Raw genomic sequence first — 25,041 nt, 5'->3', positions numbered from 1 at the left:
TGCCTTTTCCTAACCGGCTCCCGTTAGGCACTCCTCCCCTTTGGGGAGGCTGGGTGGGGTTATTCCATTCGGAGAGGGGGCGGGGGTGAGGCTTTAGAAAGGGCTTGATGAGGCTTTTACTCTGCAAGAATAAATTGCTCAACAACATGTGCAACCCCATCTTCTTCGTTGGATAATGTTACGTAATCGGCTTCGGATTGAATGTCTTTTGCAGCGTTTGCCATAGCTACCCCGAGTCCTGCAAAGCGTATCATACTCAGGTCATTATAGCCATCGCCACAAGCAATAACCTCCTCTTGGGTGATACCGAGTGTAGTGATTAAGCGGTTGAGCGACTGCGCTTTGTCGATACCTAAGGGCACACACTCTAAGAAGTAATCGGCTGAACGATAGAGTTCCATCTGTCCTTTCAGTTGAGCAAGTAGACTTAACTCTAGTTGATGGAGCTTAGTTGGTTCGCCAACAATCAGACATTTATTAATAGGATAGACTAGTTGGCGGAGGAAGTCATCGTATTGAACGACGGGCATCTTATTGATGTGCGCCTCAATCTGTACATATTTATCATCCTTTTGAGTGGCTGCAATACCCTCACCTTGGTAAGTTAGAATCTGTAAACCAGCCTTCTTCGCCCCTTCGTAGAGCATGGGAACGAGCTTCTCATCCAACTTCTGTTCAAATAAAACACGATTGTTCGTGCAGTCAATAATCTTTCCTCCGTTGTAAGCGAGGATGAATCCGCCATGAGTCTTTAGTTCCAACTCCTCAGCAAGAGGCATAATTCCGTAAGTGGGACGCCCCGATGCCAATACAATATGCACGCCCTTTGCCTGCGCTTGCATAAGAGCTTCCTTCGTTTTAGGCGTTATCTCCTTCTTATTATTCGTCAGTGTGCCATCGAGATCGAGCACAATCATCTTATACTTCATATATCCTTTACACTTAATCATTAGTCATTTGTATGCAAAGATACATATAAGTCGAGTCCAGGTAATCGTTAATTACGCAATTTAACACTTGCACTTCATTTAATAGCTATCATATCTTGGCTATCAGAAAATAATGTCGTACTTTTGCAAGTAACAATAGGTATTGACTTATTTCATTATTAAAACATAATTAATTATGGCAGTAGTAGATTACAAGAAATTAGGTCTCGTGAACACACGTGATATGTTCAAGAGAGCAATCAAAGGCGGTTATGCAATCCCAGCATTCAACTTCAATAACCTTGAGCAGCTTCAGGCAATCATCAAGGCATCATCAGAACTAAAGTCACCAGTTATCCTTCAGGTATCTAAGGGTGCCCGCAAGTATGCTAACCAGACTTTACTTCGTTACCTTGCAGAGGGTGCTGTAGAGTACGCAAAGGAGTTGGGTTGCCATCATCCAGAGATTGTTCTTCACCTAGACCATGGTGATAGCTTCGAGACATGTAAGTCTTGTGTAGACTTCGGATTCTCTTCTGTAATGATTGATGGTTCTGCTCTTCCATACGAGGAGAATATCGCTTTGACAAAGAAGGTAGTAGAGTATGCACATCAGTTCGACGTAACTGTAGAGGCAGAACTTGGTGTTCTCGCTGGTGTTGAGGATGATGTTGTAGCTGAGGTATCACACTATACAAAGCCAGAAGAGGTTGTTGACTTCGCTACTCGCACTGGTTGTGACTCATTGGCTATCTCTATTGGTACTTCTCATGGTGCTTACAAGTTCACTCCAGAGCAGTGTACACGTGACCCGAAGACTGGTCGTTTGATTCCTCCTCCATTGGCTTTCGACGTTCTCGCAGCCATCGAGAAGCAGCTCCCAGGCTTCCCAATCGTTCTTCACGGCTCTTCTTCTGTTCCACAGGAGTATGTTGACATCATCAACGAGCACGGTGGTAAGTTGCCAAACGCTGTTGGTATTCCAGAAGATCAGCTCCGTCAGGCAGCTAAGAGTGCTGTATGTAAGATCAACATCGACTCTGACTCACGTCTTGCATTTACTGCAGGTGTACGTCAGACATTCGATGAGCACCCAGAGTACTTCGACCCACGTCAGTACTGCGGAAAGGCTCGTGAGTACATGGAAGACCTTTACAAGCATAAGATCACAGATGTTCTCGGTTCTGACAACAAGCTCGTTAACTGTGATTAATTTACAGTTGTAGATTAGAATTACCATATAGTAAAAGATGGCGGTAGTGCCCTTATTGGGTGCTATCGCTTTTCTTTTTATATGATACTTCTTCTTATTTTATTTGTTCCTTTTAATTTTTATTATTACCTTTGCCGTCGACTTATCAAAAAGCAGATGAGAATTACAAAGAATCATAATTATCAGCAGTACGCAGCCCTATATAATAAAGGTATAGGTACGGTTGTTCGTACATTTGATTCTCTAACAAAAAAAGATGAGAAAAAGGCTGCAAATTATTTGGTAGTTCCAAATATTTGTATACTCTCTCTCTCTCTCTCTCTCTCTCTAGTAGAGCAGACGTAAATTACACATTTTTTTCTTCTCGCGTACGCGCGCGCGAAGCGTGCCGCAAACCCTGTAAACAAAGGACTTTTAGAAGTTTCCTTTGTTCTTTTTTTGTGTCCTTTTGCGAACTCTATTTAAAGCAAAATAAGAACGAAATAACAACTATTTTAATCAATGAAGTAATGAGAAAAAAGCAAGTAAAGAAGAGTTATTCTACACCAGAGTGTATGATAATCCAAGTAAACGAAGCTACTGATTTTATGCAAACGTCCATGCCAGGTCAGCACAACCCAGCCCACCATGCAGTAGGTCCTGCTGGGGCGAAAGCTGCAACAATTTGGCAAGAAGATGAGGAAGAAAGCGATGAACAAAACATTCCTTCTTGGGAAGATTAAGAAAAGAGAGTTATAAACAAGAAAAAGACAAAGTAAAAAGTAATGATGAGAACAAAACAATTATTTAAGATTCGCTTATTGTCCTTTGCAGCTCTTTGCACGATGGCATTAGCAGCAGTTTCTTGTGCTAGCGAAGATGTGGCGCAGAACGGCAAAGATACAGACAATGATAAGAACTTTACAGAGTTTGTTGGTGGCAGACCAGAGACGCGCACAACGATGGATTATAACAGCGGCGCTTTCTATTGGGAAGCTGGCGACAAGATTTACGTGCAGGACGATGACAATGTTTGGCAGGTAAGCAATAACGCCCCTACTGGCAAGGTGGCATCTTTTAAGTTTAAAGTTCCTGGCAAATTCACAGATAAAGCTTCTTATAAGATTTATTATCCTGGTAAGAATGGAACAGATAACAATGTAACGATCCCAGCAACACAAAGTCAGACAGAGCCCAATAGTACTGCACACTTCGGCGTATCAGGTGATTGTGGTACAGCTGACGCAAAAAGAGCAAATAATTTCCATTTCACGCTTGACCATCAAGCTGCAATTCTTGTTTTTCAGCCTTATACAGGTAATACAGCCTTGAACAATTGCTATTTGACAAAGATAGAAGTAATTTCAGATAACAATATTACAGGAACGTATACTCTTAAACCAACTACAGGTGAACTGACAGGTAGTGGAACTGACAAAGAGATTAATATCATTACTACAGGTAGCGGTGCATACACTAATGGCTTTTCGTTGACCAGTGCAACATCTGCATCTACTGCTGACAAGATCTACATGCATATTAAGCCAGGTACACATACACTCAGAGTACGTTATTGGATAAAAAGTCTTGTTGACAATGTAGAGGGTACTATCACAAAAGATCTAACATCTTTTACCTACAATAAGAATACGTACTACGACATGACGGCTAATCTTGATGTGAGAGATTATGAGGCAACACGTTGTTATTGGGATGCACAGGCAGACTATTGGGTAGGGCATGAATGGAATGCTGCTAATCCTGCTGATCGTTGGCAACCAGTGGTTGATACCAATCCTTTCCCTCACTATGATGAACTAAAAGCCCCTGTTACTCCTCCACGTGCTGCAAATATGTATGATGCCGGTGCTGGCGTTCGTAATGATGCGGTTAATCTCTGTAAAGATTGCCCAAATGCAAATGAGCTTGCGTGGTATGCAGAAAAGGGAGATTCTCGTTTTGATGCAGATATCCTTTGGACTTGTATGGGACACTTACGTAAAGGAGGCTTTTGGTTAAAAAAGAAAGCAAAGATAGCAAGCGATAACGGTAAGACAATATCTGATATTGAAAATAAAGCACCAGATAATACGGATTGGAGAATTGCTACTTCTAACGTAAATCTCAGTCGGAAGATTACAAATCAGACTCCTCCTTCTTCTGGAGATATTAATGACTACTTTTTCTTACCAGCCATTGGAATGGCAAATGACGACCCTAGTTCAAAACGTTTTTATATGACTGGCCAAAATGCTTCTTTCTGGTCTTCTTCTGCTAATGCTGCTAGTACCTTTAGTGGCAGTAGTGCATTTGGCTTTGTTTATTTCATGAATGATAACAACGAATTAGAATTATCTATATCTTCCGACCTCACTCGCGTACATAATATTATGAATGCTTGGAAGTTTGAGTAAAAAGAGAGTAGACTACGAAACAATAGAAAAAGATGAAACTCTAGTAATTTGTAATAATATCACTTACAAATGCTCCGTGGGCTAAAAGGTCTCGAGCCTGCGGAGCTATCATAAAGAGAGACCACCTTAAAGATGATATGGCTAACAAACCAATTCAATTTTTCTTGAGAGAGCAGAAGCTGAACATCGGCAAGCAGGCTGGAAAGACTGTTATTGTTGCTCGTCCAACTGGTAGGCACCGTGTAGACTTCCGCAACTTTTGCGAACGCATTGCTAAGTCAACAACCTTTAATGCGCAGGAGGTGGCAGCCGTGCTGAATCTTGCAAGCGAGACCGCCCGTGACATCGTTGCCAATGGTGACATTGTGGAGTTTGGTGACATGGGAACGTTGACACCCTCGTTTAAGAGCAAGGCAGTAGAGACTGTTGAGCAGTTTCGTGCACAACAGCATATCGAGAAACCTGTTATAAAGTTCCTTGCTTCTGCGAAGTATTTCACTCTGAATGATGTTACGTATGAACAAGTAGCACCAAAGGAGAAGAAAGAAAAGAAAGGAAAGAAAGAGAAAAAGAAAGCAGAAGGAACGGAGCCTTCAGGTCCTGTAACAGAAGGATGATAACGGATTTTTGAGATTCTGCTAAAACAACAAAAAAATTGTTCGCGAAGAAATTCGAAATTCTTCGCGAACAATTTTAATTTTCTTCGCGAAGAATTTTTTGCGTTGCTTAGAGGAACATTGTAGCAGAAGGACAAGGCTTTAGGCAGAATGATATAAGAACACATTTCTTATGACAGGTTCTGCTTTTAGATAAACGTGCCACGGGAGCATTTTTTAGATTGATTCAGGGTATCAATCGTTCTGTAATAAGACAACTCGATTATATTAATTGTGAAATTAATGTCTTTCAAAACTAGTGTATTAATTTGGTTCTCTCGCTCCTGTGGTACAGCCTCACCCCCAGCCCCTCTCCTACAGAGAGGGGGGTGCCTAACGGGGTGAGGCTTTTGTATAAGATGGAGGAACACGGGTTAAAGCAGAGTAAACAGGTATGGAATACAGGGTAATATAAGAATGTAATATCTGTAGTAACAGGTTCTTAAAAATCAAAAGTCTTATCAATTGTTTGCTTTCGGGTGAAAAGAAAAAGATATTTTTGCATGCTTTTGGCAGAGACATCTCTGTTGAGTGTCTCTAATAAAGCTAAAATAATCTTTCTTCTGTAATACATGATTACCATATAGTCAGCAAAATTACGAAATATTCTTTTATGCAAGTTCTTGCCAAGAGGATTGTCTCGACTATTTAATCCTCTAAGTATTGGAAAGCCTGTGGAAGATGGTCTATGATGTCACTTGCAACAAGACTCTCTTTGCCAAGTTCTTTAGCGGCAAGGTCGCCAGCAAGACCATGCAAATACATGCCAACCATGCAGGCATTCTGCTGATGATAACCACGTGCAAGAAGGGCGGTAATGATACCTGTGAGCACATCACCACTACCTGCTGTTGCCATTCCACTGTTACCAGTTGGATTGAAGAATACGTTTCCGTTGGGTAAGCAAAGTGCACTATTGTGACCTTTTAATATGATGTAAGCCTGCAAAGACTTAGCGAGTTCGCATGTTCGATGTAGACGTTCATAGTCGGCATTAGCGGGTGATCCCGTTAGTCGATCAAGCTCTTTTGGATGTGGAGTCATGATGATTCCCTTTGGTAACTGCTGCATCCATGCACGATGACTAGCAAGAATATTCAAGGCATCAGCGTCCGCCACGATAGGACACTGTGCACGTCGAATCTGTGCAATCATCGCTATTGCAGTCGTTTCCTGGCGTCCCAAGCCTGGTCCGATACCTAATGCGTCGAAGCCATCAGTGTCTACTGCTTCAGTGAAAGCGGTCTCTTCATGATCCATTTGAAGTACTGCCTCGGGGACAGCTATCTGCATGATATCATAGTTCTTCTTCGGTGTGATGGCTGTTACCTTACCAACTCCACTACGCAAGCAAGCACGTGTGGCAAGGACTGCTGCACCTGCCATTCCATAGCTTCCAGCAACGATAAGAGCATTACCCATATTGCCTTTGTGGGCGAAGTCATCGCGATGAAGGAGGCGAGAACGAATGTCATTCTCTTCGAGGACATGGTATTGAGCTTCCGTCTTTTGGATGTATTCGGGACTAAGTCGTATATCGAGAACTTTTAGTTTACCGATAAACTGCTGTGCATCTCCAAATAGGAAAGACAACTTCCGTTCGTGTAGTGTAAGTGTAAGATACGCATGGATGATATTCGCTCGTACGTTATAAGTATTGTCCTCGGACATCAATCCAGATGGCACATCTATACTTACAACCTTTGCAGGACTTTGATTGATGTACTTCACCAAAGATGCAAATCCACCGGCTAAAGGCTTGTTTAATCCTGAACCGAAGAGCCCATCGACAACAAGCATGTCGGCTGTAAGCTCTGGAGGATCAAACTTGGCAGTTACTTCAATGAGGTCTTTTGCGTGCTTACCATCAAGCAAACGCTGTCGATTCAGTACACAATCATCAGAGAGATGATTCGTGATATTGAAGAGATAAGTCTTAACTTTATACCCCTCATTTATCAGCAATCTAGCCACTGCAAGGGCGTCTCCTCCATTGTTGCCAGGACCAGCAAAGACCACAACAGGCGTGTGAGTGGTCCATTCCTCAGTGATTGCATGAGTGATGGCTTTGGCTGCTCGCTCCATTAAGTCAATCGACTTGATGGGTTCATGCTCTATTGTATATCTGTCCAGTTCGTGTATCTGGGCGCTTGTAAATATCTTCATACTGATGGCAAAATTACAAAATTAATGCTAATCGGATATGTCTGTTTGCTATAAATTTCGTAATTTTGCGGAAAATAAAGATTTATATCATCATGAGTCGTGTAACTATTAAGGATAAAACGTTCGAGACATCCCTTCCTGAAAGAGAGATTCTAGAGAGAGTAAAGCAGGTAGCTAATCGTATTAATAAGGATTTTGAGGGAAAGACTCCGCTCTTTCTTGCGGTATTGAACGGCTCCTTCATGTATGCATCAGACTTAATGAAGAACATCACAATTCCATGTGAGATATCCTTCGTGAAGTTGGCATCTTATCAAGGAACAAGCTCTACTGGAGCCATTAAAGAGGTGATAGGTCTGAACAATGATATTAGTGGTCGTGAGGTTATCATAGTAGAAGATATTGTCGATACAGGTGCTACTATGGAACGAATGTTAGATACATTGAGAGCCCACAAGCCTGCTGGTCTTCACATCTGCACCTTATTGTTGAAGCCTGGTAAGCTCACAGTCCCATTGAATATAGAGTATGCAGCGTTTGAGATACCTAATGATTTTATTGTAGGTTATGGGCTCGACTATGACCAAGAGGGTCGTAATTTAAGAGATATTTATACGCTTGTAAAAGATTAAAGAATAATGAAGAATATTGTTATTTTTGGTGCGCCTGGTGCTGGAAAGGGTACTCAGAGCGACAAGATGATTGAGAAGTATGGTTTTGAACACATCTCTACTGGGGATGTACTTCGTAATGAAATCAAGAACGGAACAGAGTTAGGTAAGACTGCAAAAGGCTACATTGACAATGGTCAGCTTATACCAGATGAGTTGATGGTAGACATCCTTGCAAGTGTTTATGATAGTTTTGGTAAAGAGCACAAGGGTGTTATCTTTGATGGTTTCCCACGTACAATTCCACAAGCGGAAGCACTGAAGAAGATGTTAGCAGAGCGTGGTCATAATGTTGCTGCAATGATTGAGTTGTTCGTACCAGAGGACGAGTTAATGCAGCGTTTGGTACTCCGTGGACAGCAAAGCGGTCGTTCTGATGATAACGAAGAGACAATCAAGAAGCGTCTTAATGTTTACCACACACAGACCTCACCATTGATTGAATGGTATGAGGGTGAGGGCATTCATCATCATGTAGAAGGCTTAGGTACTGTTGATGAGATATTCAATAGAATTGCAGAGGTTATAGAACAACTATAATAACTAAGGCCTCCCCAAGCCCCTCCAAAGGAGGGGATGTTTAAGTTACCACTTGAGGTAATCAGACATCCCCTCCTTTGGAGGGGCTTGGGGAGGCTTCCCTTTAAATATATACAATGGATAGTAACTTCGTAGACTATGTAAAGATTTACTGTCGATCAGGTAAGGGTGGAAGAGGCTCTATGCACCTTCGTCATGTGAAGTATAACCCTAATGGCGGCCCTGATGGTGGTGATGGAGGTAAAGGCGGGAGCGTTTATCTGCGTGGTAACCATAACTATTGGACATTGCTTCACTTGAAGTATCAGCGTCATGTCTACGCCGAACATGGAGGCAATGGAGGCCGTGATAAGTGCCACGGAACGGATGGTAAGGATGTTTATATTGATGTCCCATGTGGTACGGTGGTATATGATGCCGAGACAGGAAAGTATGTCTGCGATGTTATGCACGATGGGCAGACGGTGATGTTGTTGAAAGGTGGACGAGGAGGATTGGGCAATTTCCAATTCAGAACATCGACAAACCAGGCTCCACGTTACGCCCAACCGGGTGAGCCAATGCAGGAGATGACGGTTATACTTGAGCTTAAACTCTTAGCCGATGTGGGCCTTGTTGGATTCCCCAATGCCGGTAAGTCAACCTTGTTATCATCGCTTTCAAGTGCGAAACCAAAGATTGCCAATTACCCTTTCACTACAATGGAACCATCGTTGGGCATTGTTAGCTATCGTGATAATCAGAGTTTCGTGATGGCTGACATACCGGGTATTATCGAGGGAGCTAGCGAAGGAAAGGGACTCGGTTTGCGCTTCCTTCGTCATATTGAGCGCAACTCGCTCTTACTCTTTATGGTGCCTGGTGATACGGATGATATCAAGAAGGAATATGAGATTCTACTCAATGAACTAAGGCAATTCAACCCTGAGATGCTCGATAAACATCGTGTCTTAGCGGTTACGAAGTGCGACTTACTAGACGAGGAACTCATCGAAATGCTCAAAGAAACATTACCCGATGACCTCCCTGTAGTATTCATTTCGGCTGTAACTGGTCAAGGAATTGATGATTTAAAGGACGTTCTTTGGAAAGAACTAAACGCTGAAAGCAATAAGTTGCAAGACATAACTTCAGAGGATACACTCGTTCATCGCGATAAAGATATGAGTCGTTTCGCTGCGGAATTGGCTGCTGAAGATGCCGACATCGACGATGTTGAGGAGGTTGGTATCGATGAATTGGATGAGGTGGAAGACCTTGATGACTTTGAATATACCAATGATTAAGCCCGTATTACACTATTATGACATTGCCAAAGGGGTTGTTGCTTTCAGCACAACTCGGCATGGTGGTGTCAGCAAGGGACAGCTTGCTACGCTGAATATCAACCCTCATCGTGGGGATGATGTTACTGCTGTTGCCACAAACTTACAAGCTGTAGCAACCGAGATAGGGGTTGAGGCGGATAGATTTGTGCGCCTTCATCAGATACACGAAGCCCATTGTCTGATCGTAACAAGCGAGTTCTTCCAATTATCAAAGGCTCAACAAGCAGAAAAGGAAGAGGGGAAAGATGCCGTCATTACCGATTGTTGTAATGTTTGCATTGGTGTGCACACTGCCGATTGCGTCCCTGTTCTCTTCTACGACCCCACTCATCACGCCATTGGAGCAGCCCATGCAGGGTGGAGAGGGACGGTGCAGCGTATCGCACAACACACCTTGAAGCACATGATGGAGCAATATGATACGAAGCCAGCAGAGCTTAAAGTCGTTATTGGACCCTGCATATCTGAGAAGAACTTTGAGGTAGGGCAGGAGGTATATGACGCCTTCGCCACAGCGAACTTCCCTATGGATCGTATTGCAAAGAGGCACGAGAAGTGGCATATAGACCTCCCTCTTTGTAACCAACTACAGCTTGAAGAGATGGGAGTTCCCACCTCGAACATCCTTCAATCAGCTATTTGTACCTACGACAATGCCGATGACTTCTTCTCGGCACGAATCCTCAAAGAGAGTTTCGGAACCATTTATACGGGTATAGCTCTGCGCTAGTTTCTTCACTTCTAATGCTTAACAGGAATGAGGAAACTCGTCTTTATCTTCGTAATCAGTGCCTTGCTATTGTCCTGTACAGATAACCGTCAAGGACAATTAAGCAAGGTCTTATTCCTATTGAATTGGTCGGGTCACTTCGATGACTATACACTAACGGAGACAGCAAGGTGCTCTTACAATTATGATAGCTTGTTGGCTAAGGTCGACACAGCCTTTATGAAGCGTAGAAAGGCAGTTGCCTATCCGCGTGTTCAAGACTTGTTAGACAGCCTTTGCACCGATTCTCAACTCCTAACTTATACCCATCATCGTTATTCGCCCGTTGTTCGTCTCTCCGCATTGGACGCCTTGATAAGACGAAAGAACCCTCATGTGGAGCAGGTTTTATTGCAAACTTACAATGACACAAGCATGATTAGTGTTGGTGGAGACGATTATTTCTGGGAGGAGGCAGTAGGGAGTATAGCCCTCCGACACGTCCAGCAAAGTCGTAAGAAAGGTGTAATTACGCTGCGCGACTCGCTGTATAACGATTCATTAGCACTATCCCAACCCATGTTAGCAACGTTCCGTTATATCAAACAACTACATTCTTCCCATTTGAAATAACGCCTAACATCCGTATTGCTGACATACTCTAATCACGGAACATACGGATGAGATAACCCTGCCCAACCTCCCCAAAGGGGAAAGGAAGAGCCTCACTCCCCAATCTCTCACCGAATGGAGAGGGGAGTGAAGACCATGGCTTGCAAATGAAGGGGGCGTTTCTTCACATCAAAGAAAGCCTCCCTTTACATCAAAGAAACGCCTTCTTGCATTGCAAGAGAGCCTCTCTTGATGGGCTACTTATGGTCACATCAGTATTACCTTACTTCCCTTTATCGCATTAAAGTATGTTGGATGTAACTTATAGATAGCCTTGCAAGTTAAGACTAAGTATGTCCGTCTCCCACATCCCAGTATCAGTACGTTCCATTAGAACCGCTGGGTCGTGGGTTATACACGTTTGTATAATTGGTTATACACGTCTGTATAACTTATTATACACGTCTGTATAATTGATTATACACACTTGTATAATTCCTTCTACACGCCTGTATAATCTAATAGAGTAACGTTCTGAAGGGTGCAAGAGATACTTATGAGAGGCGACGGGAGATACTTAAAGGGATGTGCGGAGGGTGGTTTACACCTCGACACATCCCTTTAATCCTGTTGAAAGTAGGGCTTATTATGTGCTAGGACGGCTTATGCTATCAGCCATTTGTCTATACATCTCTTCTCAAGCGAGAAGTTAACACCAATCTTGAAGAGCTGTCGCTTGTCCATTGCAAAGGGTTGAGCATAACCTTTCTCATCGATTTGCTGCAGTGCAACATCAGCCGAACCATCAAGTTTAAACTCGACAATATAGATGTAATCATTCGTCTCTATCGTCAAGTCCATACGCCCATTACTGGTCGTGCGTTCCACCTTTGTATAGAATCCCATCATCTTTGCTATAAGATAGAAAGCGTTTTGGAAGTATAGTTCCGAGTTACCCACAATCTTATAGTCGGTGTCTGCAAAGAGTGTTGCCATGCGTTGCATGAAGTCTTCTGGACGTCCCGAACGAAGGTCACGCACGAACTCGCCCATTGAAAAAGGCGTCTCTGGATTGCGCAAACCAGTGTAATAAGGCAGCAAGAAACGTGTGAATCCCTCCTCAACTTCCTTATTAGGAAAGCCCAAGCGATACTCCCCGAACTCCTCATCAAAGCTTTTAATGGTGAGGTAACCACTCTGGTAAAGGACAGGAATAGGGTTGTTTGAAGCCGTATCAATACAGTTGAGAACATCCGCAGTTGATACCTCTTTCGTCAAGTTGGGCAGCCTGTAATTGTCCTGTTTCAGCAACTCCACGAGGTAAGTGGGTGTACCCGTTTCAAACCAATAACTACCGAATTGCAGTCGTTTGAAGGTGTTTAGCAAGCTAAAAGGATTATAGATTCCAATGCCATTCTCCACGAAGTGATAGCCATCATATCGTTCTTTTAATCGGCAAAGTGCCTCTTCCACGGATAGTTTATACTTAGTGGCAAGTTGCTTGATAGGCTCTGCGAAGATGGTTTCTAACTCATCTTGCGTAACGCCACAAAGTGCTTGGTACTCCTCATCCATTGATAGATCTTGCAGGTTGTTGAGGTCGCTAAAGACGCTAACCTTGCCGAACTTCGTTACACCAGTGAGTAAGGCGAAGCGGATGTAGCGGTCTTGTGACTTCAAAGCACCATAGACCGACTTCAATAAACCACGATAGTCAGCCTGTAACTCATTGTTCCCTATGGCTTGCAAGAGCGGTTTGTCATACTCATCCACTAGGATAACTACCTGCTTACCGGTCTTCTTATAGGCTCGTTCTATTACACCTTCAAAGCGTTGAGAAAGCGTTTTCTCTAATTCATAACGCCCATAGATGCTCTCCCATTGGGTGATAGCAAGCGTCAAGCGAAGCTCTAATGCACCTTTTCGTGAATAATCCTCAGGATTAAAGTCGAGGTGTAGAACAGGGTAACTAGCCCATTCCTTCTCCAAAGAGTCAATGGCTAAGCCTGCAAAGAGTTCCTTCTTTCCAGAGAAGTAAGCCTCTAAGGTTGATACGAGAAGACTCTTACCAAAGCGGCGCGGACGCATTAGAAAGTGGCAACCTCCTTGCATTACGAGTTGATAAACCATATCGGTCTTGTCTATATACAAGAACTTACTTCGCCGTATGTTCTCGAAACTCTGTAATCCAATTGGGTACTTCATCTTCTGCCTCCTTACTCTTTTTATAATGCTAAAAGGACTTACCTAAGTCGCAGAGAAAAGCCTATTACTTGTGACGATTGGCTCTTTGCTGGCGGTACTTAGCCTTTTGCTTAGCACTGCCAGAGCCGTGTGCACCTGTAATATACTTCTTCTTCTTGGCTTTAGTCTTTACTTTCCCATCATCATTCTTGGGCTTTGATGCACCTCGGAAGACCATTCCTCCTTCTATAATATCATCTATCTCGCTCATACAAAATCGGTTTAATGATGGAATAAACGTACTCCTGTGAATGCCATTGCGATACCATATTTATCGCAAGTATCGATGACATGGTCGTCACGAATGCTGCCACCAGCCTGCACAATATACTCCACTCCACTCTTGTGGGCACGTTCGATGTTGTCACCGAAGGGGAAGAAAGCATCCGAGCCGAGTGCTACTCCTGTGTTCTTAGCAATCCATTCCTTGCGTTCCTCACGTGTGAGAGGCTCTGGGCGAGTGGTAAAGAACTGTTGCCAAACCCCTTCTTGCAATACGTCCTCATACTCATCTGAGATGTAAACATTGATGGTGTTATCACGATCGGCACGACGAATACCCTCCTTGAAAGGTAGGTTCATCACCTTTGGACATTGACGCAACCACCACTCATCAGCCTTATTACCAGCCAAACGAGTGCAGTGAATACGACTTTGCTGACCGGCTCCGATACCGATAGCCTGCCCATCCTTCACATAGCAAACAGAGTTACTTTGTGTGTACTTCAGTGTGATGAGCGAAATAATAAGGTCGCGTTTTGCCTCTTCGGTGAACGTTTTATTCTTTGTAGGGATATTCTCGAAGAGCGCAGGATCATCTAGTTTCACCTCGTTCCTGCCCTGTTCAAAGGTAATACCAAACACTTGCTTGTGCTCGATAGGGGCTGGAGTGTAATTCGGATCAATCTTTATAACGTTGTAACCACCCTTGCGTTTCGCCTTGAGAATGTCTAGTGCTTCAGGTGTAAAGTCAGGTGCGATCACACCATCACTCACCTCACGTTTGATGAGCAAAGCCGTTTCCTTGTCACAAGTATCACTAAGTGCACAGAAGTCGCCATACGAACACATACGGTCGGCGCCACGTGCTCTTGCGTATGCACTAGCCAATGGTGTCAACTCGAAGTCGACGTCATCAACGAAGTAAATCTTCTTTAGTGTGTCACTAAGAGGCAGTCCTACGGCAGCACCAGCAGGGCTAACATGTTTGAACGAAGCTGCTGCGGGCAGTCCAGTAGCAGCCTTTAATTCCTTAACGAGTTGCCAACTATTGAGCGCATCGAGGAAGTTGATGTATCCTGGACGCCCACTAAGAACAGTGATAGGGAGTTCGCCTTCCTCCATATAAATACGTGAAGGCGTTTGGTTCGGATTGCATCCGTACTTAAGAGCTAATTCTTTCATATAGCTTATGTGGTATATGTGATTGGTGCTACAAAGGTAGCGAAAAATAATTGAAAAGCCCTTTCTCCTTCGTTGTTATTCGATAAAAATCACTGCTATGCTTTGTTCCTTTTATAGAAAAATAGTAATTTTACAGCCGTAAATAACAGTATTAACAGATGGAGAATAGGGATGTTAGCGTTGCTCCTAATGACTTCTTTAACGTCTCTAACTCCTTTTTAAATCTTAAAGACATGCACGCATTACACACAGACAAGGCTCCTGCAGCAGTTGGACCTTACAGTCAGGCAATCGAAGCCAATGGTTTCATCTTTGCATCTGGTCAGCTTCCTATCGATCCAGCTACCAACGCTTTCGCTGAAGGAGGTGTGAAGGAACAGACTCGCCAATCAATTACTAATGCACAAAACGTACTGGCGTCAGCTGGTGTTGACCTATCTCATGTTGTGAAGACAACCGTTTTCCTTTCTGATATGGATAACTTTGCAGCGATGAACGAGGTATATGCCGAGTTCTTCAAAGAGCCTTATCCAGCACGTTCGGCAGTAGCTGTAAAAACCTTACCAAAGGGTGCTTTGGTGGAAGTTGAGTGTATTGCTGTAAAGTAAACATAGCCTCACCCCCAACCATCTACAGCCTCACCCCCAACCCCTCTCCGAATAGAGAGGGGAGTGAAAACTATTGTTTGCAAATAAAGGGGGCGTCTCGTTGGTGCAAGGAAAGGCTCTCTTGGATAGGACGAAACGCCCTTCTCAAATGGAGAAGGGCGTTTCCTTCTTTTTGCTCTTTCATTATTACGATTCGTGTTTCTATGTTCCTCTGTCTTAATAATATGTCATTCAAACAATATGTCGTTGTGTTGTTATGTCTTTAAAACTATGTTCTTCCGTCTTAATAATATGTCATTCAAACAATATGTCGTTGTGTCATTTTGTCTTTAAAACAAGTTCCTCTGTCAGAGACAACTAATCTATAAAAAAGCATAAAAGACCCGAATTATATCCAACTAGATTTTGTTTTCTACATAATTATATGTACCTTTGCACGCCGTATCAACTTAGGATAACGGGAAAAGCTATTATTTTTAGGAGGAACTAATAGATCATTAAAGGAGGAAATAATAATTATTCATGAGACAACTTAAGATTTCTAAGAGTATCACGAACCGTTCCAGCGAGGCTTTAGACAAGTATCTTGTTGAGATAGGACGTGAGCCGATGATTACAGTTGATGAGGAGATTGAACTCGCACAAGAGATTCATAAGGGTGGACGAAAGGGCGAACGCGCAAAGGAGAAGCTGATAAAAGCCAACCTTAGGTTCGTTGTTTCTGTGGCAAAGCAGTATCAGCACCAAGGTCTCTCACTAACCGATCTTATCGACGAGGGCAATATTGGTTTGGTAAAAGCAGCCGAGAAGTTCGATGAAACTCGTGGTTTTAAGTTCATTTCATACGCTGTGTGGTGGATTCGTCAGAGCATTCTGCAAGCCATCGCAGAGCAGAGTCGTATTGTGCGATTGCCTCTTAACCAGGTTGGTGCTATATCAAAAATCAACCAGGTAACAAATGAGTTTGTGCAAAAACACAATCGTCGTCCCTCAATCCATGAGCTTGCTGAGCTTACAGGTATTGATGAGGCACGTATTCGTCAGAGCCAGAGTGCGGACAACCACCACATGAGTATTGATGCACCATTTAGTGATGACGATGATAACTCCATGAGTGATATGCTCTCTTCTGGTGATGATTCTCGTACGGATAAGGGCGTTGATTTTGAGTCAATGTCAGATGATTTGCGTGCCGTTCTACAGAATACTCTGAAGGACAGAGAGATTAAGATCGTCACAGAATGCTTCGGTATCGGTTGTCAGGAGAAGGGTTTAGAGGAGATAGGAACCGAGATGGGACTTACTCGTGAGCGTGTTCGTCAGATCCGAGAGAAGGCTATTGAGAAGATACGTGAGAGTGGTAATGCCCGTGTGTTGATGAAGTATCTAGGTTAAAGAAGCGTTCCCTCTCAATGAGGAGACAGATATAAGAAAAAGAGAAAAGCCCTACAACGATTGTTGTAGGGCTTTTTTAGTTGTTGATAAAAGGAGTTTATCTTTTCCCCAATACTCCTATTTGATTTTGAGGAGGGCAACTGTTGTTGATGAAAGATTAATTACCAGAGGGCAACCTTACCAATCGTCCCCATGTCTAGAGATACTGGTATATTCATTGCCTTAAATACTTTTGCAAGCGTACTAAACGTTATGCTTTTGCCTTTCTCTAGTCTGGAGATTTGTGCCTTTTGCACACCTACGCGATGACCAAGCTCTTCTTGCGTTAGATTTTGAGCTTTTCTAGCTATTTTGATAGCCTCTCCAATCTTATAAGCCTGCACTGCCTCTGCTACATCTTTCTCAAATGCATCTCGTTCTGGAGTGCCTTTTTTGCCTAATAACTCGTCTTGTACTATATCAAAGTCTTTTAGTTTCATCATCTTGTCTTTGTTTTCTTATTATTAAAATATTCCAATCTTAGTCTCTCTGCCTTGATTATTTCTTTAAGAGGAGTCTTTTGTGTCTTTTTTATAATACCATGAGTTGCAATAATTAAAGTCTCTTCTTCTTTATCCCAAAAGGCGAATAAGCGATAAGCGAGTTTGTTATATAGTGTTCGAAACTCCCATATCTCTGAGTTTTCTAACTTCTTGAAGAGCTCTTTATTACGTTCTCCTTCTTGGATACGGCGTATGTTATACATCATTTTCCGCCTTGCCATAACAGGGAGTGAATATAGAAACTCTTCTGCTTCTTGTGATAAAAAGAGTTTGAAATAATCGTTCATATTCAGGTTATTTGATGCTACAAAGATAATAAAAGTTTCTTATATAGGAAACTTATAATGGTCTTTTTTATAAAAGGAAGGCAAATGTTGTTGATGAGAATATTAAGTTTTCCATGCTTTTTGTTTACCAGTTGATAGCATTCCGATGTTTTGGAAGGTTATACCATGTGGCATTTCAGCACGTGAGAGTTGGGGTTTAAGCCATGTGAGGAGTTCTTCTTCTGTCATGGATAGGCTGGGGGTACATTCAACTTCAGCCTGTATCACATTGCCAAAGAGTGGGTGAGGAACAGCAAAGACACGTACTGCAATGATGGAAGGGTGGGCAAGTAGCACCTGTTCTATGTGTTCTGGGTGGACGTTCTCACCGCCACATACCACCATTCGGTCGGTTCTACCTCGATGAAAATAGTACCCATCGAGATTCTGAAAGACCAAGTCTCCAGTGCTTTGCCATTGGTTCTTACGTCCAGCCATAGCCCAACTCGAACGCACCCATAGTTCACCCACATGCTCCTCGTTGGCTTCCTTCATCTTACATCTTACTCCCCATATCGCTTTCCCAAGCGTTGTTTCGTCGAAAGCAGCCAACTCTTGTGGAGTAGCAAGTAAGAAGAAGCCCGCTTCAGAAGTTCCATAGAGATTGTAAAGAACATCCCCCAGTTGTTGATGAGTAGTTTCGATGAGTTGCTTTGGAAGTCGGTCACCTCCACAGATGAGGCATTTCAAACTCTTCATTTGTGCTTTTGCACCTTCTACCAGCCATAGTCTTGAAAGCATAGCAGGCACGATGGGCATTACTTCAATGTGTTCGTTCTGGATAATGGATAGTGTTTCTTGCACGAGGAAACGCCTTTGTAGACAGATCTTCTTACCCATTAAGAGTGAAACAATGAGTGTGGCAAGTCCGAAACCATGATAGAAAGGTAAAGAGATAAGCACACTTTCATAGCGATAAATCCCTATTTTGTGGAGCAGGGCGATGAGAGGAGGGAGAAAGGACATGATGGCTGGACGTCGAGCCACAGCCTTGTAATTACCACTTGAACCGCCCGTATGAATGATAATCTTTGTTCCTTGGAACATACGAGGGAGCTTCATTTTGCCTTTCTTGTAGTCCCTATATATAATAAGGTGGTGGAGTTCTTCTGTTGATACAGCTTTACAAGTTATTAGTTGGGGCTTTTCTATCAGCTCTTTATCGTATAGAAAGAGTTGATAATGATGTTTTCTCAGATATTCTAAAAGCTGATCTTGCGGCATGTCAGTGTTCAACAAGGTGATATGAGCACCTATTCGGGAGAGAGCAGGGAGCAGTAAGGACAGGATGAGGCTGTTACGTCCTAAGAGAGCAACGCTCATCTTGGGGCGTAGTTGGTATTGTGTATAGAGCAGTTGAGCCAGTTTTTGTGCCTTCTCGTATGTTTCTTGATACGTTAGAGAACTTTCTTTCTCTTTTAGCGCACAGCGATTTGGATAGAAGTGAGCGGCGAAACGGAGCAGAGCCATCAAACTCATTCCTTCTGAAAGCAAGTATTTTGCCCAGTAGAATAACCCTTTTGGCGAAAGAATATGTAGTCGATAAAGGATGAGAAGGAGGTTTCTTAATGTTTTACTCTTCATAGTTTCTGATAGAAAAGACGGATAATAGGAGCAATGACACGCGCAATGGGAACAGATAGAGTAGCCCACCAGGGTTGGTAACGATACTTCTTTCCTATGCAGAGGCGCAAGAGAATCTTAGCAGCATTGGCTGGATTGTAAGCTGGAATATTACGATATTGCCTATTAACATCCGACATCTGTGTATGAACCAAGGGCAGGTAAGCCACATGAACACGCACCCCTAACTTCTTTAACTCTATCCTTGCTGTGTCAAGCCATGCGTTGGCGGCAACTTTGGAAGCGTGATAAGCCGACCAACCTGGTGCCATTGGATAGAGAGAACTTACGGAGGATGAGTAAACGATATGCCCTTTATTTGTTTGCAAGGCAGGTAATAGTGCGAGTGATAACGCCACAAAGGATCGATAATTGAGGTCCATTGTGCGGTCATAGTCGTGCAATCGGTCTATTTCCAGTGCGATATTGCGATGAATGGATTTGCCTGCATTGCAGAAAAGATAGTCCACTTGTGGCATATCCTTGCGTAGTCTTTGACAGAGGCGGTCGAGTTGCTCCCTATCACGGAGGTCTATCGCACAATAATCCGCATGCCCCCCTTGTTCCTTAGCTTTCGTACAGAGCATTTGTAACTCCGCCTCACTGCGTGCAATAAGAAAGATGTTTGCCCCCAAAGAGATTAATACCTCTGTCAGAGCACGCCCTATCCCGTGGGATGCACCCGTAACGATTGCCCACTTCCCACGCATCTCCTTTGCCACTACTTGGCGTTTTAAATGGATGGGCGGATAGGCTATTGCAGTGCTGATTGCCATTAACTTACTTTTGATAGATGCTCTCATGGGTACATTCCTCTCTATTCGTCTCTAAGAGCCAACGTTATTCTGTATAAGAATCATTTGGTTCCTTACCTTATTATAATAGGTGTTTAAACCATCTCAAGACTATAGTGTTGATAGTCACGGATGATGGTATAAAGGAATTTCTCATTACCCGTTCTGGTGTCAGAGATGCCTAAGTGTTCCCGAACCTTAGGTGCTAAGGTGGCAATTCGACGCTCCCTATCAGGTCCATAGTCGGCATCGAGCGTGCGTTGAATGACCTCTATCTGATTGAGCGAAAGGTCTTCTGCCTGTGGATAGACGGGTTTATAGTTGCGATCAAGATACGAGAACTCGTCAAGAGAGACTTGGATCTTATGGTAATCATTGATTTTTATCACCATAGTGTGGGCTGCTAAGTCGCCTAGACGCTGTGAGTTCTTGGTCAAAAGGATAATTGCTACACCTACGAAGGAGAACCCTATGTCAATAATCAGGAATAACCAACGCATGAAGAAGTCGCCTATACCAGGTGTCGTACCGTCTTTCTTCACCACACGGATGCGCATAATCATCTTTCCGAGGCTCTGTCCATGGTTGAAGAGTTCCATATAAAAGGAATAGAAGAGCACTGATAAGAAAACAAAGAACGCCGAGTATAATTGTAGTTTATCATTCAGATAGTCTGCATTATATATCAGTAGTCCCATACCAAAGGCGTAAACGAATAGGATAAAAGCGTCAATCATCTGTGCAAGCATACGTTCGCCAATGCTTGCTGGCGATTGACTGATTTGCACATATTGCCCTGTAATGATGTTGGATTCTGACATTCTCTTTGTAACAAATTGGTTATTTCAGTTGCAAATATAGGAAAAAAACTCTACTTTTGTGGGCAGTTGGTAGAATTAATCATCATTACCTATAAAAGAGATAATGAAGGAAATCCTTTTCATACGTAATAACATTGAGAAGTGGAAAGCAATAGAAGCGTTGGTGGACAACATCAACTCGGTAATGCCTGACCGCTTGGCTGATGCTTATACAGACCTCACAAGCGATCTTGCCTTTGCTCAAACACATTATCCAACATCACGAATTACAATCTATCTAAACAACCTTTCCTCTGCACTTCATAATGAGATCTATCGCAATAAGCGTGAGAAATGGAAACGAATGATCACCTTTTGGACGCAAGAGGTACCTGATGTGATGTGGAAAGAACGCCGATTACTATTCCTGTCATTCGCTATCTTCATGATAAGTGTGCTCATAGGAATCGTCTCAACACTAGGAGATGAATCTTTCCCAAGGCTCATACTCGGTGATGGATACATGGATCAGACGCTCGAGAACATAGCACAAGGAAAGCCAATGGGCATTTATGGAAGTGAAGAAGAGGGTGTTATGTTCATCGGAATAACGCTAAATAACGTCATGGTATCGTTCTATACCTTTGTCACGGGCGTACTGACGAGCTTCATGCCAGGCTATTCCTTGTTCCAAAATGGCGTTATGGTGGGTTGTTTCGATACCTTCTTCTATCAGCACGGATTGTTATCTGAATGCTTACTAACCACTATGTTGCATGGAACCTTAGAACTCTCATCCATCGTGGTGGCTGGTGCTGCAGGCTTGGCAATGGGTAATGGATGGCTATTCCCTGGTACTTACTCACGCTTAGTGAGCTTCCAACGAGGGGCAAAGCGTGGTATGAAGATAATAGTTGGTACTATTCCGCTCTTCATTGTGGCTGGTTTTATAGAGAGCTTTGTCACTCGGCACACCGAAATCAACAACTATGTGCGGTTGAGCATCATCCTCCTTTCATTCGCATTTGTCGTCTTTTACTTTATATACTTACCTTATAAACGTAATAAATATGAACTTTCAAGTAGAGAAACCAAAGGTTGATTTGTATAGAGTACGTACCTTTGGACAGAAGTTTTCAGCAACATTCGACTTCATTAAAGAGAACTATAAGCTCTTGTTGAAGGCCTGTTTTTATCTCATCTTACCCGTTTGTCTGTTCCAGGCATTCGCTTTTGAGAGGTTAATGACTGCTGTTGCCAGTGACAATATGTCTTCTGTTGCAGACGATGGTAGTACTTCTGGAGCATTAAGTTACCTACTCATCAATACGGGCTTATCCTATATTTTGCTGTTAATTTGTATTTGTTTAGGCACACTTTTGCTATTCTCTATCTGCTTCGCAATGATAAGGTATTATAATGAAAGCCCCACTCGCTTACAGGGCGTGACCTTGCGTGACCTCAAGCCCCTCATCATTCAGTGTATGAAACGCTCCTTCTTGATGGGTTTAGTGTTCTCTGTTGCATGGGTGGTTATCGTTATCATCCTTGGACTCTTTGCTTTTATCTTCTTTGAAGTGGCCTCGAATGACCAATTCCCTAATGTCCTTATTGGTATTGGACTATTCTTTTTGGTTATTATCGGACTATTAGTTGCCTTTGTCCCAGCCACTGTCTCATGGCCAGTTTATCTATTCGAAGATGATGAGACAGTGTTCTCTGCCATTCGTCGTGGGTGGAGATTAGGTATTTACTCCTTCTTCCCTTTGATTGGATTGATGTTTATCATGGCGCTTATAGAGAATGTCCTTCAAACGGTAACGACGCTCCCTTGGTACTTCATGTACCTTGCGAAGGTCTTTCTAACGGCTGCGAATGCAGAGGAAGTATCGATTGCTAGTTCTCCAGTGTACAACTTCGTCGAGTACATCTTATCGGTTGTCATGAACTTTGGAACCTATCTAGCAACGATATTAACCATTATTGCGCTTGCCTTCCACTATGGTAGTGTTGCAGAGGAAGTAGATGGTGTCTCGGTTGAAGAAAGCATCCAAAACTTTGATCAACTGGCAGAGAAAGATAACGACATTGACGACTTTGATAAGCTATAACACAACTCGTTAAATCCTTCTGATATGTTACAAGCCCTGTCCGACACGCTCTCTTGCGATACAGCTTTACTACATCAATACCGCGTTGATGAGGCGTATAACTATGCGAAAGAGCTACAAGCTCCAGAGCTTGACTTATGGGACTGGCTGGTAAATAAGCTGATGGAGTGGATATCGACACTATTCTCTCCGAATGGGAAAGGCGATGTCCGCTTCTATCTCTATATAGGTTTAGCCATTGCAGTGGCGGCTTTTATTGCCTTTCTAATGTATCGGTATCGTGCGAAGCTATTCCATCGTACAGGTAAGGTGAGCAGTGTTGATACTGAAGAAGATAATATATATGGTGTCAACTTCGATGCGGAATATACCAAGGCGATGGCACAACAGGATTATTATAAGGCTGTACGAATGGTGTATCTGCGCACACTTCGTTGGCTGGCAGACCATCATAAGATTAATTGGCAGCTTTATAAGACACCAACGCAATACACCCGTGAGTTCTTGTCGACCGACTTCCAGCGTATGACCAATGCTTTCATGCGTGTGAGATATGGTAATTATGAAGCATCAGAAGAGCTTGTCAACGAGCTACTCCATATAGAAGATGGGATAGAGAAAGGAGGCACTCACCATGAATAAGAAGTTCTTATTTGGCGTAGTAGTATTCCTCCTCTTTGTCTTAGCGATGGAGTTTAATGCCCCTGCAAAGTTCATTTGGAAACCAACCTTCGGTCATTACGATGATCAACCCTTTGGTTGTGCAGTCTTCGACACGCTTATGCAGAAGTCAATCCCTGCTGGTTATCATGTGACGAATAAGACCTTTGCGCAGTTAGAACGTGATGGATATGGTAAGAAACCACATGCTATTCTTGTGCAAACATTGGCATTTAACCCAACAGAAACCGATAGGAGAGCGTTGAGTAGGTTGTTAAAAGCAGGCAATAAAGTGCTCATTGTCACCTCAGACTTCGCTTGCGACTCCTCGAAAATAGACTTTGGAGTGGCGGTATCAGGTAGAGACACCTTCCTTCCCCAGTGGGTGAAGAAGTCGATAGAGTCCTATCAAATCCCGATGGATACCCTCTATTGGAATGCAGTGAAGCCTTATAGACCTCATACTTATCAGGTCTATACATCGATGTCAGGCTATGGGATTGAGGTAGATAAGGGCGTCCAGTGTGATACCTTGTTATGTGCTTTCCAACGTTCTATTGATGGGGATGTAGATACAACAGTCGTTTCTTACGACTTAGATGATGATGAGTATGCTGACAAGATAGGCGGTTATTGGCAGGCACGACTCATACGAATTAAGTGGGGAAAGGGCGAGTTGTTCCTCTCATGTGACCCATTCTTTTGGACCAACTATGGTGTACTTGACCCCGAGATCAACGGACTCTTATTCCGTGCGATGTCCCAATTCCGTGGCTTACCAGTAACACGTACAGAGGCGTATGCGCCTAAGAACGTGATAAACAAGGAGAGTCCGCTCAGCTACTGGCTGCAAAATGCGCCACTCAGATGGTGTGTTTATCTCACATTGTTAGGTTTGCTTTTGTTCTGCGTGTTCTATGCTCGACGTCGCCAAAGGGTGATACCAGTGGTAAAACAGCCCGAAAACAAGTCGTTGGAGTTTGTGCAACTCATCGGAACACTCTACTATCAGAAGCATGAGAACCATGATTTGTTACAGAAGAAGTATGGTTATTTTGCAGAGCTAGTGCGCAGGCAGTTGCTAATAGACATAGACGACGAGGACATGAAGCGTGAGAATATCCAGCAGTTAGCCTTCCGCACGGGAATGGCTGAGGCTGATGTGCGCATAATACTAGATAGAGTTAGTAGATACTTACAGCCCTCATCAAGTCTAACTGATAAGCAGCTGCAAGCGTCGATAGATGGGTTAGACCGCATCATCAGTAATCTTTAATCCTAATGGACGAACTAATAAACAATAAGACGAACGAACAA

Annotated in this window: 26 protein-coding genes; 16 read left to right on the top strand and 10 right to left on the bottom strand. The window is 43.1% G+C overall.

The window, feature by feature from the left end:
* Positions 1-116 precede the first annotated feature (116 nt).
* Positions 117-929, bottom strand: a complete 813-nt coding sequence (locus O3603_RS07560; RefSeq protein ID WP_371521929.1) for a Cof-type HAD-IIB family hydrolase — start codon at positions 927-929, stop codon at positions 117-119.
* Positions 930-1,125: 196 nt separating this feature from the next.
* Between O3603_RS07560 and O3603_RS07555 the strand changes: the two genes are divergently transcribed.
* The 5 genes from O3603_RS07555 (at position 1,126) to O3603_RS07535 (ending at position 5,152) form a co-directional block, all read left to right on the top strand.
* Positions 1,126-2,142, top strand: coding sequence for a class II fructose-bisphosphate aldolase (locus tag O3603_RS07555; RefSeq protein WP_009433833.1), 1,017 nt, complete (start codon positions 1,126-1,128; stop codon positions 2,140-2,142).
* Between the two features lie 156 nt (positions 2,143-2,298).
* Positions 2,299-2,487: a hypothetical protein gene (locus O3603_RS07550; protein ID WP_371521927.1), complete on the top strand. Its 189-nt coding sequence runs from the start codon at positions 2,299-2,301 to the stop codon at positions 2,485-2,487.
* Between the two features lie 164 nt (positions 2,488-2,651).
* Complete coding sequence (locus O3603_RS07545) at positions 2,652-2,864, top strand: hypothetical protein (protein WP_371521925.1); 213 nt, start codon at positions 2,652-2,654, stop codon at positions 2,862-2,864.
* Positions 2,865-2,906: 42 nt separating this feature from the next.
* Positions 2,907-4,535, top strand: coding sequence for a hypothetical protein (locus O3603_RS07540; protein WP_371521923.1), 1,629 nt, complete (start codon positions 2,907-2,909; stop codon positions 4,533-4,535).
* 137 nt (positions 4,536-4,672) lie between these two features.
* Entirely contained in the window at positions 4,673-5,152 is a 480-nt protein-coding gene (locus O3603_RS07535) for a histidinol phosphate phosphatase (RefSeq protein WP_009433854.1), read from the top strand.
* Positions 5,153-5,839: 687 nt separating this feature from the next.
* Here the strand turns inward: O3603_RS07535 and O3603_RS07530 are convergent.
* Positions 5,840-7,357, bottom strand: a complete 1,518-nt coding sequence (locus tag O3603_RS07530; RefSeq protein WP_371521921.1) for an NAD(P)H-hydrate dehydratase — start codon at positions 7,355-7,357, stop codon at positions 5,840-5,842.
* A 92-nt stretch (positions 7,358-7,449) separates the two neighbouring features.
* Between O3603_RS07530 and hpt the strand changes: the two genes are divergently transcribed.
* From hpt to O3603_RS07505, 5 genes are all read left to right on the top strand, one after another.
* Positions 7,450-7,989, top strand: coding sequence for a hypoxanthine phosphoribosyltransferase (hpt, locus tag O3603_RS07525; protein ID WP_155716562.1), 540 nt, complete (start codon positions 7,450-7,452; stop codon positions 7,987-7,989).
* A gap of 6 nt (positions 7,990-7,995) precedes the next feature.
* Positions 7,996-8,568: an adenylate kinase gene (locus O3603_RS07520; protein ID WP_273540255.1), complete on the top strand. Its 573-nt coding sequence runs from the start codon at positions 7,996-7,998 to the stop codon at positions 8,566-8,568.
* Positions 8,569-8,684: 116 nt separating this feature from the next.
* Positions 8,685-9,854 (top strand): GTPase ObgE, encoded by a 1,170-nt coding sequence (obgE, locus tag O3603_RS07515; protein WP_009435576.1) that lies wholly within the window; start codon positions 8,685-8,687, stop codon positions 9,852-9,854.
* Positions 9,847-10,626 (top strand): peptidoglycan editing factor PgeF, encoded by a 780-nt coding sequence (gene pgeF, locus O3603_RS07510; RefSeq protein ID WP_371521919.1) that lies wholly within the window; start codon positions 9,847-9,849, stop codon positions 10,624-10,626. The genes obgE and pgeF overlap by 8 nt, the downstream gene beginning before the upstream one ends.
* Positions 10,627-10,653: 27 nt before the next feature.
* Positions 10,654-11,238 (top strand): hypothetical protein, encoded by a 585-nt coding sequence (locus tag O3603_RS07505; protein WP_371521917.1) that lies wholly within the window; start codon positions 10,654-10,656, stop codon positions 11,236-11,238.
* Positions 11,239-11,880: 642 nt separating this feature from the next.
* Here the strand turns inward: O3603_RS07505 and O3603_RS07500 are convergent.
* From O3603_RS07500 to O3603_RS07490, 3 genes are all read right to left on the bottom strand, one after another.
* Positions 11,881-13,422, bottom strand: coding sequence for an AAA family ATPase (locus tag O3603_RS07500; protein WP_371521915.1), 1,542 nt, complete (start codon positions 13,420-13,422; stop codon positions 11,881-11,883).
* 64 nt (positions 13,423-13,486) lie between these two features.
* Entirely contained in the window at positions 13,487-13,672 is a 186-nt protein-coding gene (locus tag O3603_RS07495) for a hypothetical protein (RefSeq protein WP_004383746.1), read from the bottom strand.
* A gap of 11 nt (positions 13,673-13,683) precedes the next feature.
* A complete protein-coding gene (locus O3603_RS07490; RefSeq protein WP_371521951.1) occupies positions 13,684-14,913 on the bottom strand; it encodes a phosphoribosylaminoimidazolecarboxamide formyltransferase in 1,230 nt (409 codons plus the stop codon).
* 185 nt (positions 14,914-15,098) lie between these two features.
* Here O3603_RS07490 and O3603_RS07485 point away from each other — a divergent pair, with 185 nt between their 5' ends.
* Positions 15,099-15,473, top strand: a complete 375-nt coding sequence (locus O3603_RS07485; protein WP_024985778.1) for a RidA family protein — start codon at positions 15,099-15,101, stop codon at positions 15,471-15,473.
* Positions 15,474-15,995: 522 nt separating this feature from the next.
* Complete coding sequence (locus O3603_RS07480) at positions 15,996-16,868, top strand: RNA polymerase sigma factor RpoD/SigA (RefSeq protein ID WP_009435604.1); 873 nt, start codon at positions 15,996-15,998, stop codon at positions 16,866-16,868.
* A 161-nt stretch (positions 16,869-17,029) separates the two neighbouring features.
* On the opposite strand, the gene O3603_RS07475 is transcribed toward O3603_RS07480, so the two are convergent.
* The 5 genes from O3603_RS07475 to O3603_RS07455 all read right to left on the bottom strand — a co-directional run bounded on the left by O3603_RS07475 (position 17,030) and on the right by O3603_RS07455 (position 20,974).
* Complete coding sequence (locus tag O3603_RS07475) at positions 17,030-17,350, bottom strand: helix-turn-helix domain-containing protein (RefSeq protein WP_009435623.1); 321 nt, start codon at positions 17,348-17,350, stop codon at positions 17,030-17,032.
* Positions 17,347-17,697 (bottom strand): type II toxin-antitoxin system RelE/ParE family toxin, encoded by a 351-nt coding sequence (locus O3603_RS07470; RefSeq protein WP_371521912.1) that lies wholly within the window; start codon positions 17,695-17,697, stop codon positions 17,347-17,349. Before O3603_RS07470 ends, O3603_RS07475 begins: the two co-directional genes overlap by 4 nt.
* Before the next feature lie 102 nt (positions 17,698-17,799).
* Entirely contained in the window at positions 17,800-19,320 is a 1,521-nt protein-coding gene (locus O3603_RS07465; RefSeq protein WP_371521910.1) for a class I adenylate-forming enzyme family protein, read from the bottom strand.
* Complete coding sequence (locus O3603_RS07460) at positions 19,317-20,162, bottom strand: SDR family NAD(P)-dependent oxidoreductase (RefSeq protein ID WP_371521908.1); 846 nt, start codon at positions 20,160-20,162, stop codon at positions 19,317-19,319. The genes O3603_RS07465 and O3603_RS07460 overlap by 4 nt, the downstream gene beginning before the upstream one ends.
* 86 nt (positions 20,163-20,248) lie before the next feature.
* The gene (locus tag O3603_RS07455; protein WP_009435593.1) at positions 20,249-20,974 is read right to left on the bottom strand and encodes an RDD family protein; all 726 of its coding nucleotides are present in this window, start codon (positions 20,972-20,974) and stop codon (positions 20,249-20,251) included.
* Positions 20,975-21,077: 103 nt separating this feature from the next.
* Here O3603_RS07455 and O3603_RS07450 point away from each other — a divergent pair, with 103 nt between their 5' ends.
* From O3603_RS07450 to O3603_RS07435, 4 genes are read left to right on the top strand one after another with little or no spacing between them, the layout of a single operon-like run.
* Positions 21,078-22,055, top strand: a complete 978-nt coding sequence (locus O3603_RS07450; protein ID WP_009435635.1) for a stage II sporulation protein M — start codon at positions 21,078-21,080, stop codon at positions 22,053-22,055.
* Positions 22,024-23,064, top strand: a complete 1,041-nt coding sequence (locus tag O3603_RS07445) for a hypothetical protein (RefSeq protein ID WP_009435592.1) — start codon at positions 22,024-22,026, stop codon at positions 23,062-23,064. The genes O3603_RS07450 and O3603_RS07445 overlap by 32 nt, the downstream gene beginning before the upstream one ends.
* Before the next feature lie 24 nt (positions 23,065-23,088).
* Complete coding sequence (locus tag O3603_RS07440) at positions 23,089-23,706, top strand: DUF4129 domain-containing protein (protein WP_371521905.1); 618 nt, start codon at positions 23,089-23,091, stop codon at positions 23,704-23,706.
* Positions 23,699-25,000: a DUF4350 domain-containing protein gene (locus O3603_RS07435; protein ID WP_371521903.1), complete on the top strand. Its 1,302-nt coding sequence runs from the start codon at positions 23,699-23,701 to the stop codon at positions 24,998-25,000. The genes O3603_RS07440 and O3603_RS07435 overlap by 8 nt, the downstream gene beginning before the upstream one ends.
* Positions 25,001-25,041: the final 41 nt, after the last annotated feature.

It is taken from the genome of Prevotella sp. 20925_1_30, assembly GCF_041433025.1.
Taxonomy (GTDB): Bacteria; Bacteroidota; Bacteroidia; order Bacteroidales; family Bacteroidaceae; genus Prevotella; species Prevotella vespertina.
This window is presented reverse-complemented; position numbering and strand designations above follow the sequence as displayed.